The sequence below is a fragment of the Rhodococcus sp. NPDC003382 genome (assembly GCF_053589135.1).
Genome location: NZ_JBSFRH010000006.1, coordinates 163879 through 179125, shown reverse-complemented (window position 1 = coordinate 179125; position 15247 = coordinate 163879). Strand labels below are relative to the sequence as shown.

Annotated in this window: 12 protein-coding genes; 8 read left to right on the top strand and 4 right to left on the bottom strand. The window is 67.1% G+C overall.

The annotated features are described in order from the left end of the window. Positions 1–389: 389 nt before the first annotated feature. Positions 390–1433 (bottom strand): LLM class F420-dependent oxidoreductase, encoded by a 1044-nt coding sequence (locus ACWDUD_RS06995; protein ID WP_450108821.1) that lies wholly within the window; start codon positions 1431–1433, stop codon positions 390–392. Positions 1434–1757: 324 nt separating this feature from the next. Between ACWDUD_RS06995 and rph the strand changes: the two genes are divergently transcribed. The 8 genes from rph to ACWDUD_RS06955 all read left to right on the top strand — a co-directional run bounded on the left by rph (position 1758) and on the right by ACWDUD_RS06955 (position 12269). Further along, entirely contained in the window at positions 1758–4358 is a 2601-nt protein-coding gene (gene rph / locus ACWDUD_RS06990; protein ID WP_450108820.1) for a rifamycin-inactivating phosphotransferase, read from the top strand. 31 nt (positions 4359–4389) lie between these two features. Beyond that, on the top strand, positions 4390–4623 hold the full coding sequence (locus tag ACWDUD_RS06985) for a hypothetical protein (RefSeq protein ID WP_450108819.1): 234 nt from the start codon (positions 4390–4392) through the stop codon (positions 4621–4623). Between the two features lie 108 nt (positions 4624–4731). Beyond that, positions 4732–5205 (top strand): helix-turn-helix domain-containing protein, encoded by a 474-nt coding sequence (locus ACWDUD_RS06980; RefSeq protein WP_450108818.1) that lies wholly within the window; start codon positions 4732–4734, stop codon positions 5203–5205. A 172-nt stretch (positions 5206–5377) separates the two neighbouring features. Beyond that, the gene (locus ACWDUD_RS06975) at positions 5378–5836 is read left to right on the top strand and encodes a PIN domain-containing protein (RefSeq protein ID WP_450108817.1); all 459 of its coding nucleotides are present in this window, start codon (positions 5378–5380) and stop codon (positions 5834–5836) included. A gap of 247 nt (positions 5837–6083) precedes the next feature. Continuing rightward, a complete protein-coding gene (locus ACWDUD_RS06970) occupies positions 6084–6764 on the top strand; it encodes a TetR/AcrR family transcriptional regulator (protein ID WP_450108816.1) in 681 nt (226 codons plus the stop codon). Further along, on the top strand, positions 6764–9376 hold the full coding sequence (locus ACWDUD_RS06965) for an ABC transporter ATP-binding protein/permease (protein WP_450108815.1): 2613 nt from the start codon (positions 6764–6766) through the stop codon (positions 9374–9376). The genes ACWDUD_RS06970 and ACWDUD_RS06965 overlap by 1 nt, the downstream gene beginning before the upstream one ends. Continuing rightward, positions 9373–11112, top strand: a complete 1740-nt coding sequence (locus ACWDUD_RS06960; protein WP_450108814.1) for an ABC transporter ATP-binding protein — start codon at positions 9373–9375, stop codon at positions 11110–11112. Before ACWDUD_RS06965 ends, ACWDUD_RS06960 begins: the two co-directional genes overlap by 4 nt. A gap of 119 nt (positions 11113–11231) precedes the next feature. Continuing rightward, a complete protein-coding gene (locus tag ACWDUD_RS06955) occupies positions 11232–12269 on the top strand; it encodes a beta-ketoacyl-ACP synthase III (RefSeq protein WP_197252937.1) in 1038 nt (345 codons plus the stop codon). 63 nt (positions 12270–12332) lie between these two features. Here the strand turns inward: ACWDUD_RS06955 and fabG are convergent, their stop codons facing one another. From fabG to ACWDUD_RS06940, 3 genes are all read right to left on the bottom strand, one after another. Continuing rightward, complete coding sequence (fabG, locus tag ACWDUD_RS06950; protein WP_450108813.1) at positions 12333–13091, bottom strand: 3-oxoacyl-ACP reductase FabG; 759 nt, start codon at positions 13089–13091, stop codon at positions 12333–12335. A gap of 28 nt (positions 13092–13119) precedes the next feature. Continuing rightward, the gene (locus ACWDUD_RS06945) at positions 13120–13881 is read right to left on the bottom strand and encodes an SDR family NAD(P)-dependent oxidoreductase (RefSeq protein WP_420752640.1); all 762 of its coding nucleotides are present in this window, start codon (positions 13879–13881) and stop codon (positions 13120–13122) included. 147 nt (positions 13882–14028) lie between these two features. Continuing rightward, positions 14029–15246, bottom strand: a complete 1218-nt coding sequence (locus ACWDUD_RS06940) for an acetyl-CoA C-acetyltransferase (protein WP_420752639.1) — start codon at positions 15244–15246, stop codon at positions 14029–14031. Position 15247 lies beyond the last annotated feature (1 nt).

The window sequence follows — 15247 nt, the reverse complement described above, 5'->3', positions numbered from 1 at the left end:
TCGCCGCTGCGGGTCTCCGGCCACGGAGCCGAACCCGAAACCGACAGGGCACCAGTACCTTCAGCCTCCGCAGCTGGTGGCGGAGCACCCGATCGTACGGGTCGACACGAACGACCGGGTCCAGCCGAAGCCACACGTCACCACCCGACGTGGGGCCAGAAGTGCTGGCCGAGACGGTCTATCGGGGTATGGCGACCGGGCAGCGTTGGGGAAGGGGCCGAGCAGACACAGCGACCCGAAGGGTCTCCGATCGGTTCAAGACGGCCGCCCGCAGGGCGTCCGATTCCTATGCGTGGACGAAAGTTTCGAGCACACGAAGCGGGATCGGGTGTGCAGTTGTTGTCGACGATTCACGCTGAACGCGACAACAACTGCACACCCGGCCGGCGTCACGCGTCGACGATGGCGCGCAGCTTCTCGAGCTGCTCGACGCGTCCTGCCGGGTCGGGGCTGAGGAACTTCACGTTCAAGGTCGTCGCACCCGCCTCCGCGAATGCCGCGACCCGCTCGCGCACGTAGCCCTCGGGGCCGATCAGCGAAATCGCCCGGACCAGCTCGTCCGGCACCGCCGCGGCAGCTTCGTCCTTCTTTCCGTCCAGATACAGATCCTGGATGATCTTGGCGTCGGCCTCGTACCCGTATCGGCAGGCGAGGTCGTTGTAGAAGTTCTTGCCGCGGGCACCCATACCCCCGATGTACAGCGCGAGGTGGGGCTTGACCAGGTCGAGCAGGTGATCGACGTCGTCACCGATCGCGAGCGCGGGGCCTGCGTAGACCTCCAGGTCGCCGAGGGAGGGATCGCGCTTGGCCTTACCCTTCGCGAGCGCCTCACCCCACACGTCGTTCGCGCGCTCCGGGTTGTAGAAGATCGGCTGCCAGCCCTCAGCGATTTCCGCGGTGAGGGCGACATTCTTCGGTCCCAGTGCGGAGATGACGATCGGGATGCGCTCACGCACCGGATGATTGATGATCTTCAGCGGCTTCCCGAGGCCCGTGCCCTTCTCCGGAGGCAGCGGAATCTGGTAGTACTTGCCGTCGTAGCGCACCGGTTCCCGGCGCCACACCTGCCGGCAGATGTCGACGAGCTCGCGGGTGCGTCCGAGCGGCGCCGTGTAGGGCACGCCGTGGAATCCTTCGATCACCTGCGGCCCCGACGCACCGATGCCGAGTACGAACCGTCCGTCGGACACGTAGTCGAGGCCGGCGGCGGTCATCGCCATCAGTGAGGGGGTGCGTGTGTAGATCTGGAAGATCCCGGAGGCGAGCTGCACCCGCGACGTCTTTGCGGCGAGATACCCGAGCTGGCTGACGGCGTCGAACGAGTAGGCCTCCGCCATGAAGACGACGTCCAGACCGGCGCGTTCCAGATCGGCGACCTCGGCGACGGTCTCGGCGAACCCGCCGCTGTAGGTGATCATGGTTCCGATGCGCATCGAGGCACTCCCGTCGAATTGTGCGGTGCTGCTGACGGATCCGAGGTCGATTCCCCGAGAAGACAGCGGTATGTGCAGTTCAACACCGAGCGGGACGAGGCGCAAAGACGCATCGCCGATCGAACTCATTGCCGCCGCCTATGGTCCACTACCTCGGTGGTTCGGCCACTGTTCGAGGAGGCGGCGAGTGTAGAGAGCGGGAATCGCGATCCGTGCGGCTTGCTCCCACTTCCAATCTATACACGAATGGCGAGCCTCATGAGGCCCCGATTTTCGGCTCATAATCGCCCGCAGAATGCGGGACCAGCAGGGAAGGGCGGCAGCATGCACTACGTATTGGGCTTCGAGGAGATCGACCGGACGCAGATCGCGCTGGTCGGCGGCAAGGGCGCGAACCTCGGAGAGTTGTCGCGCATCGACGGCGTCCTCGTCCCCGACGGTTTCTGCGTGACAACCGACGCCTATCGCCGAGTCACGACAGGAACGCCGGCGCTCGACGCCCTGTTCGAGCAGCTCACACCCCTCACTCCGGACGATCGGGAGCAGATCGGCGCGGTGAGCGCGCAGGTTCGTCGCACGATCGAGGACTGCGTCGTCCCGGAGGAGGTGGCAGCGGCGATCAGGCAAGCACTGTCGCGCTTGGGTGACGACACAGCCTGTGCCGTGCGGTCCAGCGCGACCGCGGAGGATCTGCCGTCCGCGTCGTTCGCTGGTCAGCAGGACACGTACCTGAACGTCGTGGGGTCCGACGAAGTCCTCCGGCATGTCGTCAGGTGCTGGGCATCGCTGTTCACCGAACGTGCCGTCACCTACCGGATGCGCAACGGGATCGACCACCGCAAGGTGCACATGGCCGTGGTCGTGCAGCGGATGGTGGTCCCGGAGGCGTCCGGGATCATGTTCACGGCCGACCCCGTCACCTCCAACCGGACGGTCACCTCCATCGATGCCGGATTCGGTCTCGGGGAGGCGTTGGTGTCCGGCCAGGTGAACCCGGATGTCTATACGGTGCGCGACGGTGCCGTGGTCGGCAGGACGATCGCGACCAAGCCACGCGCTCTGTACGCCACACCGGATGGTGGGACACAGATGCGGGAGAATCCGCCGGAGCGGCAGACCCAACCGGTGCTGACGGACACACAGATCCTCCAGCTCGCGCGGTTGGGCCGCCGGATCGAAACGCACTTCGGCTGCCCGCAGGACATCGAATGGTGCCTGCGCGACGGCGATTTCCGGGTCGTTCAGAGCCGGCCCATCACCACGCTGTTCCCGATCCCGGAATCCAATGACGACGAGAATCGCGTGTACGTCTCGGTCGGGCATCAGCAGATGATGACCGACGCCATGAAGCCACTCGGACTTTCCTTCTGGCAGATGACAAGTCGCGCACCGATGCGTGACGCCGGAGGTCGGCTGTTCGTCGACGTCACCGAGCGGCTTGCGTCGGCGACGGCCGGGCCCGCGATCGTTGCCGCGCTCGGAAAATCCGATCCGCTCATCGGCGATGCGCTGCAGACGATTCTGGACCGCGGCTTCGTCCCGCAAGGTCCGGACGACGGTTCCATTCCTGCAGCGGTGGGCGCCCCTGACCCGATCGCGCCGGACCCGGCGATCGTCACCGAACTCATCGCGCAGAGCGAGGCTTCCCTCGAGGTCTTGAAGCGTGACATCGCAACCAAGACCGGGACGGAGCTGATCGACTTCATTCGGGACGATATCGAGGAACTCAGGCGGGTCCTGTTCGATCCGCGCGGCCTCCAAGCGATCATGGCCGGGATGGGTGCTGCCGACTGGCTGAACGACCGGCTCGACGAGTGGCTGGGCGAACGGAATGCAGCCGACACGCTCACCCAATCGGTTCCGCACAACGTGACCTCGGAAATGGGGCTGGCGCTGCTGGACGTGGCCGACGCCATCCGCCCGCATCCGCAGGTGGTGGCCTTCCTGCAGCAGGTCGAGGACTCGGGTTTCGACGACGACGCCATCCTCGACGAGCTCGAAAAGTTCGACGGCGGCAGCGAAGCCCGCGCCGCCATCGAGGACTACCTCGACAAGTACGGCATGCGATGCGTCGGCGAAATCGACATCACCCGGCCCCGCTGGAGCGAAGCTCCGACGACCCTCGTGCCGCCGATCCTGGGAAATATCAAGGGTTTCGGTCCAGGTGCCGCCGCTGAGCGCTTCGAGCAGGGTCGACGCAACTCCGACGAGAAGGAACGCGAGGTTCTGGAGCGCTTGCGCGCCTTACCCGATGGGGACACCAAGGCCGAAGAGACGAAGCGGATGATCGACCGTGTCCGGGACTTCGCGGGGTACCGCGAGTATCCGAAGTACGGGATGGTGTGCCGCTACCTCGTGTACAAGCAGGCACTGCTGCGCGAGGCCGACCGCCTCGTCCGGGACGGCGTTGTTCGTAGTCGGGAGGACATCTTCTTCCTGAGGTTCGAAGAACTCGCCGATCTCGTTGCGACACAGCGTAAACGCAACGACTTGATCGACGAGCGACGGGACGAGTTCCGCACGTATCAGGCACTGGCAGCGCCACGCGTACTCACGTCGGACGGTGAAGCCCTCACGGGGGCCTACCGTCGCGAGGATCTTCCGGACGGTGCCCTCGCGGGCATGGCGGTGTCGACCGGGACCGTCGAGGGTCGTGCCCGCGTCGTCCTGGACATCGCGCACGCCGATCTCGCGGCCGACGACATCCTGGTCACCGCCTACACCGATCCGAGCTGGACACCCCTGTTCGTCGCCATCAAGGGCCTGGTGACCGAGGTCGGCGGTCTGATGACGCACGGTGCGGTGATCGCGCGAGAGTACGGGCTGCCGGCGGTCGTGGGCGTCGAGAATGCAACACGGCTCATTCGGGACGGGCAACGGATACGGGTGAACGGAACGGACGGGTACGTCGAGCTCCTGCCGTAGTCAGCGCGCTTCCTCAGACAAGAGTGTGGATTTGTGTCCGACGTTCGAACACAAATCCACCCGCTCGATCCTGGAGGGCGAACCCCTGGCGATCGAGATGGGCATCGACCGGTTCCGCGACCGCGACCTGCACATCCTCACCGACAGCCTGCTCGCCGTCGCGGCCCGCCGCTGCCACGAGGCGAATGTCTCCCCGGACGTCGCTGCCGCGATCGCCGACAACATCGTCGAGTCGCTCCACGGAGTCCATTCACACAGCGCGTGAGCACCAGACGGCCTGGAAGAGCCCGACAGGAACTCGCTTTCACTTATAAGTGCAAATCGATACCGTGGGCGGTGCTACATGACAGCAAGAGGCGAGGGAGGTCGCGTCATGAGCATCCAGAACGTTCACGATGACCGGGCTGTCCTGTCCCTGACCGCGGACGAAGTCGAACAAGCGCGCGCGTTCAACGAACGACTCCACGCAAGCCGTAGCACTTCTGGCGACACAAAGACCTGCACACTCTCCGTCACATCCCCCGGAGGGGAGGTTCTGTCCTTTCCCTCCGAACTCACCGGCCGGCTCGGTCATATGCTCGACATCGTCAGCAGGGGCGGCACCGTCACCGTCGGGAGCCTGCCCGCCGAGGTCACCACGACCACAGCCGCAAAGATGCTGGGCATATCCCGCCCGACTCTGATGAAACTGATTCGCGAGGACGCATTGCCTGCGCACGAGCAGGGGTCACACACTCGCCTACTCAGCAAGGATGTTTTCGAGTACCGCGAAAAGCAGACCGCCAAGCAGAGTGAGGCCTTCGAGAGATTGCGTGCCCTCGAAGGCGAACTCGGCATCGAGGACTGACACGGCCAGTAGACACCAGAGCGTCCGTTCCCCGTAACTTGTACGATCCCCGGTTATGGCATAGGGGCAGGGGACGGGCGTTCTGGTGGACGCGAATGTGTTGTTCTCGCGGACACTTCGAGATTGGATCGCATTGCTCTACCTGCGATCCGGTCGAACATTGTTCGAGGTCATGTGGACCGACGACATCATGGTCGAGTTCCAGTACCACCTTCGCAAGAAGTTCCCACATCTCGACGACGCTCAGTGTGGCGGAGTCCGCCGAAACTTGGAAGAGACGTTCGCCAGCGGGCACGTCCAGGGATACACCATCGACCCTCGCGGCCGCTACCCCGATATCGGCGACGCCCACGTCCACTGCGCAGCCATCCATGCGCACGCGGACATTCTCTTGACGAACGACACCAGAGGATTTGTCGAGTCCGACGAACTGCCATACGAGATCTACAACTGCGACGACTTTCTGACACTCCTCGACGATTCGGCACCGCATGTCGTTCGTGCGGTCATCGTGGAGCAGCTGCGCCTCTTCCACCGGAAGGGCATGAATACTTCACTCCCGAAGCGCCTGCGATCTGCTGACGCGCCGAACTTCGCCGACTCTCCCGGAACTCCATCGGCTGCCCGGTAGCCCGAATTGCTCACCGGCCAGCTCCGTCACTGCGACACCAAACATGCCGAAGGGAAACATTTTTCGGCTTGGACGCGTGGAGGCCCCCACCACCCGGGAGCATGAGAGTCGTATGCCACTCCAGGCAAGATCACCATCACCCACCGAGTCACCCGACGAATCGACAGTGTTGCACCCCCAGGAAAGGCAACTTAGACTCGCCTAAGTTAAGGGGCATAACTTAGGTGAGAATCAGGGGAACAGACACGTGATCGGCAGACGTCCGCGCATGTTCGAGGTCGACGACATCATTCGTGCCGGCCGGAAACTCGGGATGCGCCGGCTGAGCATGAACGCCGTCGCGGCGGAGCTCGGCGTGTCCTCGACCGCCCTGTACCGGGCGGTCGACGGGCGGTGGGGTCTCGAACGGCTCGTCGGCGAAAGCCTGCTCGGCGACCTGAAGCTCCACGACGATCCGGATCACGACATCGAGCAGCATCTGCTGTCCTTCGGGCTGCAGATGTGGAATTTCATCGTCCGGCATCCCGGGCTCGGGGTGTACATGCAGACCCTGTTTCCCCGCGGCGAGGCCGGGCGCCTCCTGATGGCGCACCAGATCGAAGCGTTGAGCAAACGCGGATACAGCCCCGACGTCGCGATCGCACTGTCCAGCGTGATCGCCGGTGTCTCCATCAACTACGCGGTGGCCGAGGACTCCCAGCGCGAGCACGCCGAGGAACTCGACGTGCAACGCCAGGAGATCACCGAACAACTGAAGACCGACGAGGACCTGGCGGAGGCGCACCGCGACCTTCCGTCGGTCGAACACACACAGTTCGTGAGACTCGTTCTGGCAGCGATGGTCCGGGGAGTCGTCTCGGTCGCCCCTCCCGGGCGGCCGCTCGATCAGGTCATGGCCGAGCTGGCGGCGATAGGAATGGGGGTCTGATGGCCAAACGAGGTTTTCAGGGGGCGATGATGCGCGGGTTCGGTGCCCGCGACCACGACGCCGTGGTGACCGGCACCGAACTGCTCGCACCGCATTTCCTGCGGGTCCGGATGTCGTCCCCGACGCTGTTCCAGGACGCCGACCCCGGACCGACCGCATGGATCCGGATCTGGTTTCCCGACCCGGACGACGGAGAGACCGAATACCAACGTGGATATACGTTTTCGGAGGCGGATCCGGAAGCGGGCACGTTCGCGGTGGACTTCGTCCTGCACGAACCCGCCGGTCCGGCGTCGACGTGGGCGCAACGCGCCACCCCCGGCGACCACATCAGCGTCACGTCGTTCGGGTCCAGGACGCTCGACATCCCCGAGGATCTGCCGGCCGGCTACCTGCTGATCGGCGACTCCGCGTCGATCCCGGCGATCAACAGCATCCTCACCGCCCTCCCCCATGAGGTCGCCGTCGAGCTGTACCTCGAACAGCACCACGAGGACGACCATCTCATTCCGATGGCCGATCATCCTCTGCTGCAGAAGCATTGGGTTCCCCGCGAGGATGCGAACTCGCTGGCCGCGGCGCTCGAGGACCGCGACTGGTCGAACTGGTACGCGTGGGCCGGCCCCGAATCCAACACCCTCAAGCAGTTGCGGACCCGGCTGCGCGACGACTTCGGTTTCCCCAAGTCCGAGGTGCACGCTCAGGCGTACTGGTACGAGGGCCGCGCAATGGGCAAGCTGCGCTCGACCGCCGACGAGCAATCGACCACTGACGAGGCAGCTCTCACGCGAACCACCGTCGCGGCAACAGCAACCGAAGCCGACGAAAAGCCCGCCACCGCTGCGAAACCGGAGCGCGGCACGTGGCAGGCACAGGCCGGCGGACGACTCATCGCCCCGCTGAAGCGCACCCTCGTCACGGCCGGTGTCGTCCAGGCCGTCGTCACCCTGATCCAGCTCGCACCGTTCGTGCTCCTCACCGAACTGGCCCGCCGCATGCTCGACGGCGCACCGTCGTCAGCGCTGTGGCGCCTCGGGATCTGGACGGTCGGGCTGGTGAGCTTCGGTGTGCTGCTCGCGGCGGCCCTGTCCCTGTGGCTGCACACCGTCGATGCCCGCTTCGAACGCGATCTGCGGCAACGACTTCTCGGCAAGCTCGCGAAACTGCCCCTCGGCTGGTTCACCGCTCGCGACTCCGGCCGGATCAAACGACTCGTGCAGGACGACACCCTGTCCCTGCACTACCTGATCACCCACGCCGTGCCCGACGCGGCCGCCGCGGTCGTCGCGCCGATCGCCGTGCTGGTCTACCTGTTCACCGTGGACTGGCGGATCGCGCTCGCGATGTTCCTGCCGATCCTCGTCTACCTCGCGGCGATGATCATCATGATGACCCAGTCGGGGCCGAAGATCGCCCAGTCCACGCGCTGGGCCGAGCGGATGGACACCGAAGCCGCGGGCTACCTCGACGGCCAGCCCGTCATCCGGGTGTTCGGTGGTGCCGCGGCCTCCACGTTCCGGGCGCGCCTGCACGAGTACATCCGGTTCCTCGACGACTGGCAGCGCCCTTTCACCGGCAAGAAGACCCTGATGGATCTCGCGACCCGGCCGGCCACCTTCCTGCTGCTCATCACCGCCCTCGGCACCGTGCTGGTCAACGGCGGCACGAACCCGACGACGCTGCTGCCGTTCCTGTTCCTGGGCACCACCTTCGGCGCCCGCCTGCTCGGCCTCGGCTACGGCCTGTCCGGGCTGCGCGACGGCATGCTCGCCGCCCGCCGCATCCAGGTCGCGCTCGACGAACCCGAACTCGAGACTCGGAACCGCTCGGGTCGCCTCGGCGACGACGTCACCGCCGTGCAGTTCGACGGCGTCCGCTTCTCGTACCGACCGGGTGTTCCGGTGCTCGACGACATCTCCCTCGAGCTGGGCTCCGGCACGGTCACCGCGCTCGTCGGCCTGTCCGGTTCCGGTAAGTCCACGCTGGCGTCGCTGCTCGCACGGTTCCACGACGTCGACGAAGGCGCGATCCGCATCTTCGGCCGCGACATCCGCGAGCTGACCCCGGACGAGCTGTACAAGCAGGTCGGCTTCGTCTTCCAGGACACCCAGCTGATCCACGGCACGGTCCGGGAGAACATCGCGCTCGCCGTCCCCGATGCCACCGATCAGATGATCGAATCGGCCGCACGCAGCGCCTACATCCACGAACGCATCATGGAGCTGCCCGACGGCTACGACACGATGCTCGGCACGAATCCGCCGCTGTCCGGAGGTGAGCGGCAACGCATCACGATCGCCCGGGCGATCCTCGCGGACACACCGATCCTCGTGCTCGACGAGGCCACGGCCTACGCCGATCCCGAATCCGAGTACTTCGTGCAGCAGGCCCTGAGCCGGCTCACCGAGGGTCGCACCGTCCTGGTGATCGCCCACCGCCTGCACACCGTCGTCGGGGTCGACCGCATCGTCGTCCTCGACCACGGCCGCATCGCCGAGACCGGCACCCACACCGAACTGCTGGCCCGCGGCGGCCGCTACCGGAAGCTGTGGGATGCGGGCTCTCTTCCGTCCAGCATGCTCGCCGACGCAGATCAGGAGCCGGCCCGATGATCCGCACCCTGCTCACGCTGCTGCCGTCCGACAGCCGCCGCACCGTCGCCGTCCACCTGACGCTGACCGTCGTCGGCGTGTTGCTCCGTGCCGCCGGGGTCGTGCTGCTCGTGCCGCTCGTCGGCGCGCTGTTCGGCGAGACCCCCTCCGACGCGTGGCCGTGGCTGGGCGCGCTCGCCGCCGTCACCGTCGTCGGCTGGGTCGTCGACGCGTGGGGTTCCCGCTTCGGATTCGACCTCGGATTCGGGTTGTTGGCGCACGCCCAGCACGAGGTGACCGAGCGGATCGCCCGCATCCGGCTCACGTGGTTCACCGCCGAGAACACCGCGACCGCCCGTCAGGCCATCGCCGCGACCGGCCCGGATCTCGTCGGTCTGATCGTGTACCTGGTGACGCCACTGCTCGGTGCGGTGCTGCTGCCGCTGGCGATCGCGATCGCCCTCTTCCCGATCTCGTGGGTGCTCGGTGTCGCCGCGCTCGCCGGTGTCCCGCTGCTGCTCGGCGCGTTCCTCGCGGCGGGCCGGTTCTCCCGCAGCGCCGATCGCGTCGCATCCGACACCAATGCGGCGCTGACCGAGCGGATCGTCGAGTTCGCCCGCACCCAGCCGGCGCTGCGCGCGGCACGCCGCGTCGAGCCGGCCCGCAGCCACGTGGGCAAGGCCCTGTCCGAGCAGCACTCGGCGACCTTCCGGTTGATCCGCATGCAGATCCCCGGGCAGCTGGTGTTCAGCCTCGCCGCGCAGCTCGCGCTGGTGATCCTGGCCGGTACCGTCGCGGCGCTGACCGTCCGCGGCGACCTGGACGTGCCCGAGGCGATCGCCCTGATCGTCGTCATCGTCCGCTACCTCGATCCGTTCACCACTCTCGGCGATCTCACCGCCGGGGTCGAAGCGTCGATCACGACGCTGCGCAGGATCCGCGAGGTACTGGACGCGCCGGTCGTCGACGAGCCCGGGACGATGACGATCGTCGGCCATCCACCACGAATCGAATTGCAGGGCATCGGTTTCCGCTACGACAACGCTGCGGTGCTGGACGGTCTCGACCTGACGTTCGAGGCCGGCACCACCACCGCGATCGTCGGGCCGTCCGGATCCGGCAAGAGCACGGTCCTGGCGTTGCTGGCCGGCCTGCACGAACCTCACGCCGGGCGCATCCTCGTCGACGGCATCGACGCCGCGGACCTGGACACGATCTCCCGGCGCAACCTGGTGGGGGTGGTCTTCCAGCATCCGTACCTGTTCGACGGCACGATCCGCGAGAACATCCTGGTCGGCAACCCGGACGCGGACGACGCCGCACTCGCGACCGCCGCGACCCTCGCGCAGGTCGACGAGATCGTCTCCAACTCCCCCGACGGCTGGGACACCCGCGTCGGCGAAGGCGGCAGCGCGCTGTCCGGGGGTGAGCGGCAACGCGTTTCGATCGCGCGGGCGCTGCTGAAACCGGCACCGGTGCTGCTCGTCGACGAGGCCACCAGCGCGCTGGACACGGAGAACGAAACCGCGATCGTGCAGGCCCTGACCGCCGACCCGACGCCGCGCACCCGTGTGATCGTCGCGCACCGATTGGCCGGCATCCGCACCGCCGACCGGGTCGTGTTCCTCGAGCGCGGCCGCGTCGTCGAGGACGGCGGCGTCGACGAACTGCTCGCCGCAGGGGGCCGCTTCGCGGAGTTCTGGCGACAGCGCGACGCCGCGTCCGCATGGCGGCTGGAAACCTCACCCAAGGGGTAGTGCCGGGAGCCCCGGAAAGCTCGTAGGGTGCGCAATACGGGAAGTCCGTGCCGAAACCCGCCGTCCGGTTCCATGATGGATCCGGCCGGAATCCATCGATACCGGCCGGAGAGGACACCATGCCCACCGCTATCAACACCGCACCCGCGGTCACGCACGCCGCACTGCTCGGAATCGGGGCATACCGCCCTCGCCGCGTCGTGCCCAATGCCGAGATCGTCGACCGCATCGATTCCTCCGACGAGTGGATCCGGACCCGCTCGGGCATCGCCACCCGCCGCTGGGCCGAACCCGACGAGACGATCGTGTCGATGAGCGTGGCCGCCTCCCGCGAGGCGCTGTCCGCAGCCGGGCTGGACGTGGACCAGATCGACGCGGTCGTGCTGGCCACGTCGTCGCAGATGGTGCTCGGCCCCTCCGCCGGGGCGGTCGTGGCCACCGAACTCGGTATGCACGACACCGCGGCGTTCGACATCTCCGCGGGCTGCGCGGGCTTCTGCTACGCGCTGGGGAACGCGGCGGCCCTGGTCCGGGCAGGACAGGCCCGTCACGTTCTCGTGATCGGCGTCGAACGACTGTCGGATCTGCTCGACCCCACCGACCGCACGTGCGCGTTCATCTTCGCCGACGGGGCCGGCGCCGCCGTGGTCGGGCCCTCCGACACCGAGGGCATCGGACCGGTCGCGTGGGGCTCCGACGGCTCCCAGACCGACGCCATCAAGCAGGACAAGGACTTCGCGCGCTACTTCGCCGAAGTCGAGGCGGCGGGCGGCAGCGGGACCGTGCCCGAACGGCCCTACATCCGCATGAACGGTGCCGCGGTGTTCCGGTGGGCCGTCACGTTCCTGGAGAAGGCGTGCCGCGACGCCCTCGGCAAGGCCGGGGTCACCGTCGACGACCTGGACGCTTTCGTGCCACACCAGGCCAACAGCCGCATCACCGACGCGCTGGTTCGCGCGCTGGCCCTGCCCGATTCGGTCGCGGTCGCGGGGGACATCGCCGAGACCGGCAACACGAGCGCCGCGTCGATTCCGCTCGCGATGGAAGAACTCCTCCGGTCCGGCAAGGCGAAACCCGGCGACACCGCACTGCTGGTGGGGTTCGGCGCCGGGCTCGCGTACGCGGGGCAGGTCGTGAAGCTTCCCCCGCTCGGTTAGACGCCGGAACGACAGCGGCGCTGCGGCCCCCACCGGGGACCGCAGCGCCGCGTTCGGCTTGATTCAGTCCTTCGGACCACCGGCAACGTAGATGACCTGGCCGGACACGAAACCGGAACCCTCGGACGCGAGGAACGACGCGGTGTGGGCGATGTCCTCCGGCTTGCCGACGCGCGCGACCGGGATCTGCGCCGCGGCGGCCTTCTTGTAGTCCTCGAACGGGACGCCGACACGCTCGGCGGTCGCGGCGGTCATCTCGGTCTCGATGAAGCCCGGGGCGATCGCGTTGGCGGTGACACCGAACTTGCCGAGCTCGATCGCGAGGGTCTTGGTGAAGCCCTGCATGCCGGCCTTGGCAGCGGAGTAGTTCACCTGACCGCGGTTGCCCTGCGCGGACGTGCTCGACAGGTTGACGACGCGGCCGAACTTGTTGTCCACCATGTACTTCTGGCAGGCACGCGTCATGAGGAACGCGCCGCGCAGGTGCACGGCCATGACTGCGTCCCAGTCTTCGACGGTCATCTTGAACAGCAGGTTGTCGCGGGTGATGCCGGCGTTGTTGATCAGGACCGTCGGCTCGCCGAGTTCGGTGGCGACCTTCTCCACCGCAGCGGCGACGGACTGCTCGTCGGCGACGTTCGCGCCGACCGCGAGGGCCTTGCCGCCGACGGACTCGATGGCGGCGACGGTGTCGGCGCAGGCGTCGGCGTCGAGATCGAGCACGGCGACCTGGAGGCCGTCCTCGGCGAGACGCTTGGCGACGGCGGCACCGATGCCGCGGGCGGCTCCGGTGACGATGGCGGTGCGGACTGTCGAGCTCACTACGAAACCTCCAGTAGATGGTGAACGGTCAGTTGATGGTAAGGCCGCCGTCGACCGCGAGGGTCTGCCCCGTCACATACCCGGCCGCGTCGGACACGAGCCATACGAGGGTCGCGGCGAGTTCGGCCGGGTCACCGGTGCGGCCCAGGACGATCCGCGACTTCATGCTCTCGATGTAGCCCTCCGGGTACTCGTCGGTCATCTCGGTCGCGAAGAAGCCCGGGGCGATCGAGTTGACGCGGATGCCCTTGCGCAGACCCCACTGCTGCGCGAGGTCGCGGGTCAGGCCGATGACCCCGGCCTTGCTCGCGGCGTACGCGGCCTGCGGCAGGCCCGCGGTGGTGATGCCGAGGATCGAGGAGATGTTGACGATCGAGCTGCCCGGCTGCATGACGCGACCGGCGGCCTGCGCGGCCCAGTAGGAGCCGTTGAGGTTGATGTCGATGACGCGGCGGAACTGGTCCGGGGTCTCCTTCGTGGCGGGGACCGCGGTGCCGATACCGGCGTTGTTGACGAGGATGTCGACCTTGCCGAGTTGCTCGACGGCGGTGTCGACCATGCGCTGCGCCTGGTCCGGATCGGCGATGTCGGTTTCGACGGTGACGGCGCGACGGCCGGCGGCGCGGACGAGTTCGGCGGTCTCCGCGAGCCGGTCGGCGCGGCGGGCCGCGAGCACCACATCGGCACCGGCTTCTGCCAGCGCCTGCGCGAACGCGACACCGAGACCGGACGATGCGCCGGTGACGATCGCGACGCGATCGTCGAGGCGGAACCTGTCGAGAGCGGACACAGTTGTCTCCTCGGAAGTGACGGGGCTACCGATGTGTATAGCCCGGAGAGGTGGTGGAATTCAAATGGACACGCCCGAAAAACATTAAGCCGCATGCCTTTTCAGACATACGGCCTAACGGTGTGTTTGCCCTTGCCTATGCGGGCGTCAGCTCAGGCGCTCGAGGACCATCGCCATACCCTGGCCGCCGCCGACACACATGGTCTCGACGCCGAACTGCTTGTCGTGGGCCTGCAGGTTGTTGATCAGCGTGTTCGTGATGCGCGCACCGGTCATACCGAACGGGTGGCCGAGCGCGATCGCACCGCCGGAGACGTTGAGCTTGTCCTCGTCGATACCCAGCTCGCGGGCCGAACCGAGCACCTGCACGGCGAACGCCTCGTTGATCTCGAACAGGTCGATATCGGAGATCGACTTACCGGCCAGCGCCAGCGCCTTCTTCACGGCCTCGATCGGGCCGAGGCCCATGATCTCGGGCGACAGACCCGACACGCCGGTCGAGACGATCCGGGCGAGCGGGGTCAGACCCAGCTCCTTCGCCTTGGTGTCCGACATGATCACCAGCGCCGCGGCACCGTCGTTGAGCGGGCACGCGTTGCCGGCGGTGACCGTGCCGTCCGGGCGGAACACCGGCTTGAGCTGGCTGACCGCCTCGTAGGTGGTGCCCGCGCGCGGGCCGTCGTCGGTGGAGACGACGGTGCCGTCGGGCAGGGTCAGCGGGGTGATCTCCTTCTCGAAGAACCCGGACTTGATGGCATCCTCCGCGCGGTTCTGCGACCGCACGCCCCACCGGTCCTGGTCCTCACGGGAGATCCCGGTGTACGAGGCGACGTTCTCGGCGGTCTGGCCCATCGCGATGTAGACGTCGGGGAGCAGGCCGTCCCGGCGCGGATCGGTCCACGGGGTGCCGCCCTCGGCGAGCTTCGCGGTGCGGGCCTCGGCGTCCGCGTAGAGCGGGTTCTTCGTGTTCGGCAGTCCGTCGGCGTTGCCGGTGATGTAGCTCGACACCGACTCGACACCGGCGGAGATGAACACGTCGCCCTCGCCGGCCTTGATCGCGTGCATCGCCATGCGGGTGGTCTGCAGCGACGACGAGCAGTACCGGTTGACGGTCACACCCGGCAGGAAGTCGTAGCCGAGCTGCACCGCGACGGTCCGCGCGATGTTGAAACCCGACTGGCCGGCGGGCTGGCCGCAACCGAGGAGAAGGTCGTCGATCTCGGTGGGGTCGAGTTCGGGCACCTTCGCGAGTGCGGCGGCGACCATCTGGGCGGCCATGTCGTCGGGGCGCAACGACTTGAGCGAGCCCTTCATCGCGCGGCCGATGGGCGAACGTACTGCGGAGACGATCACTGCTTCGGGCATC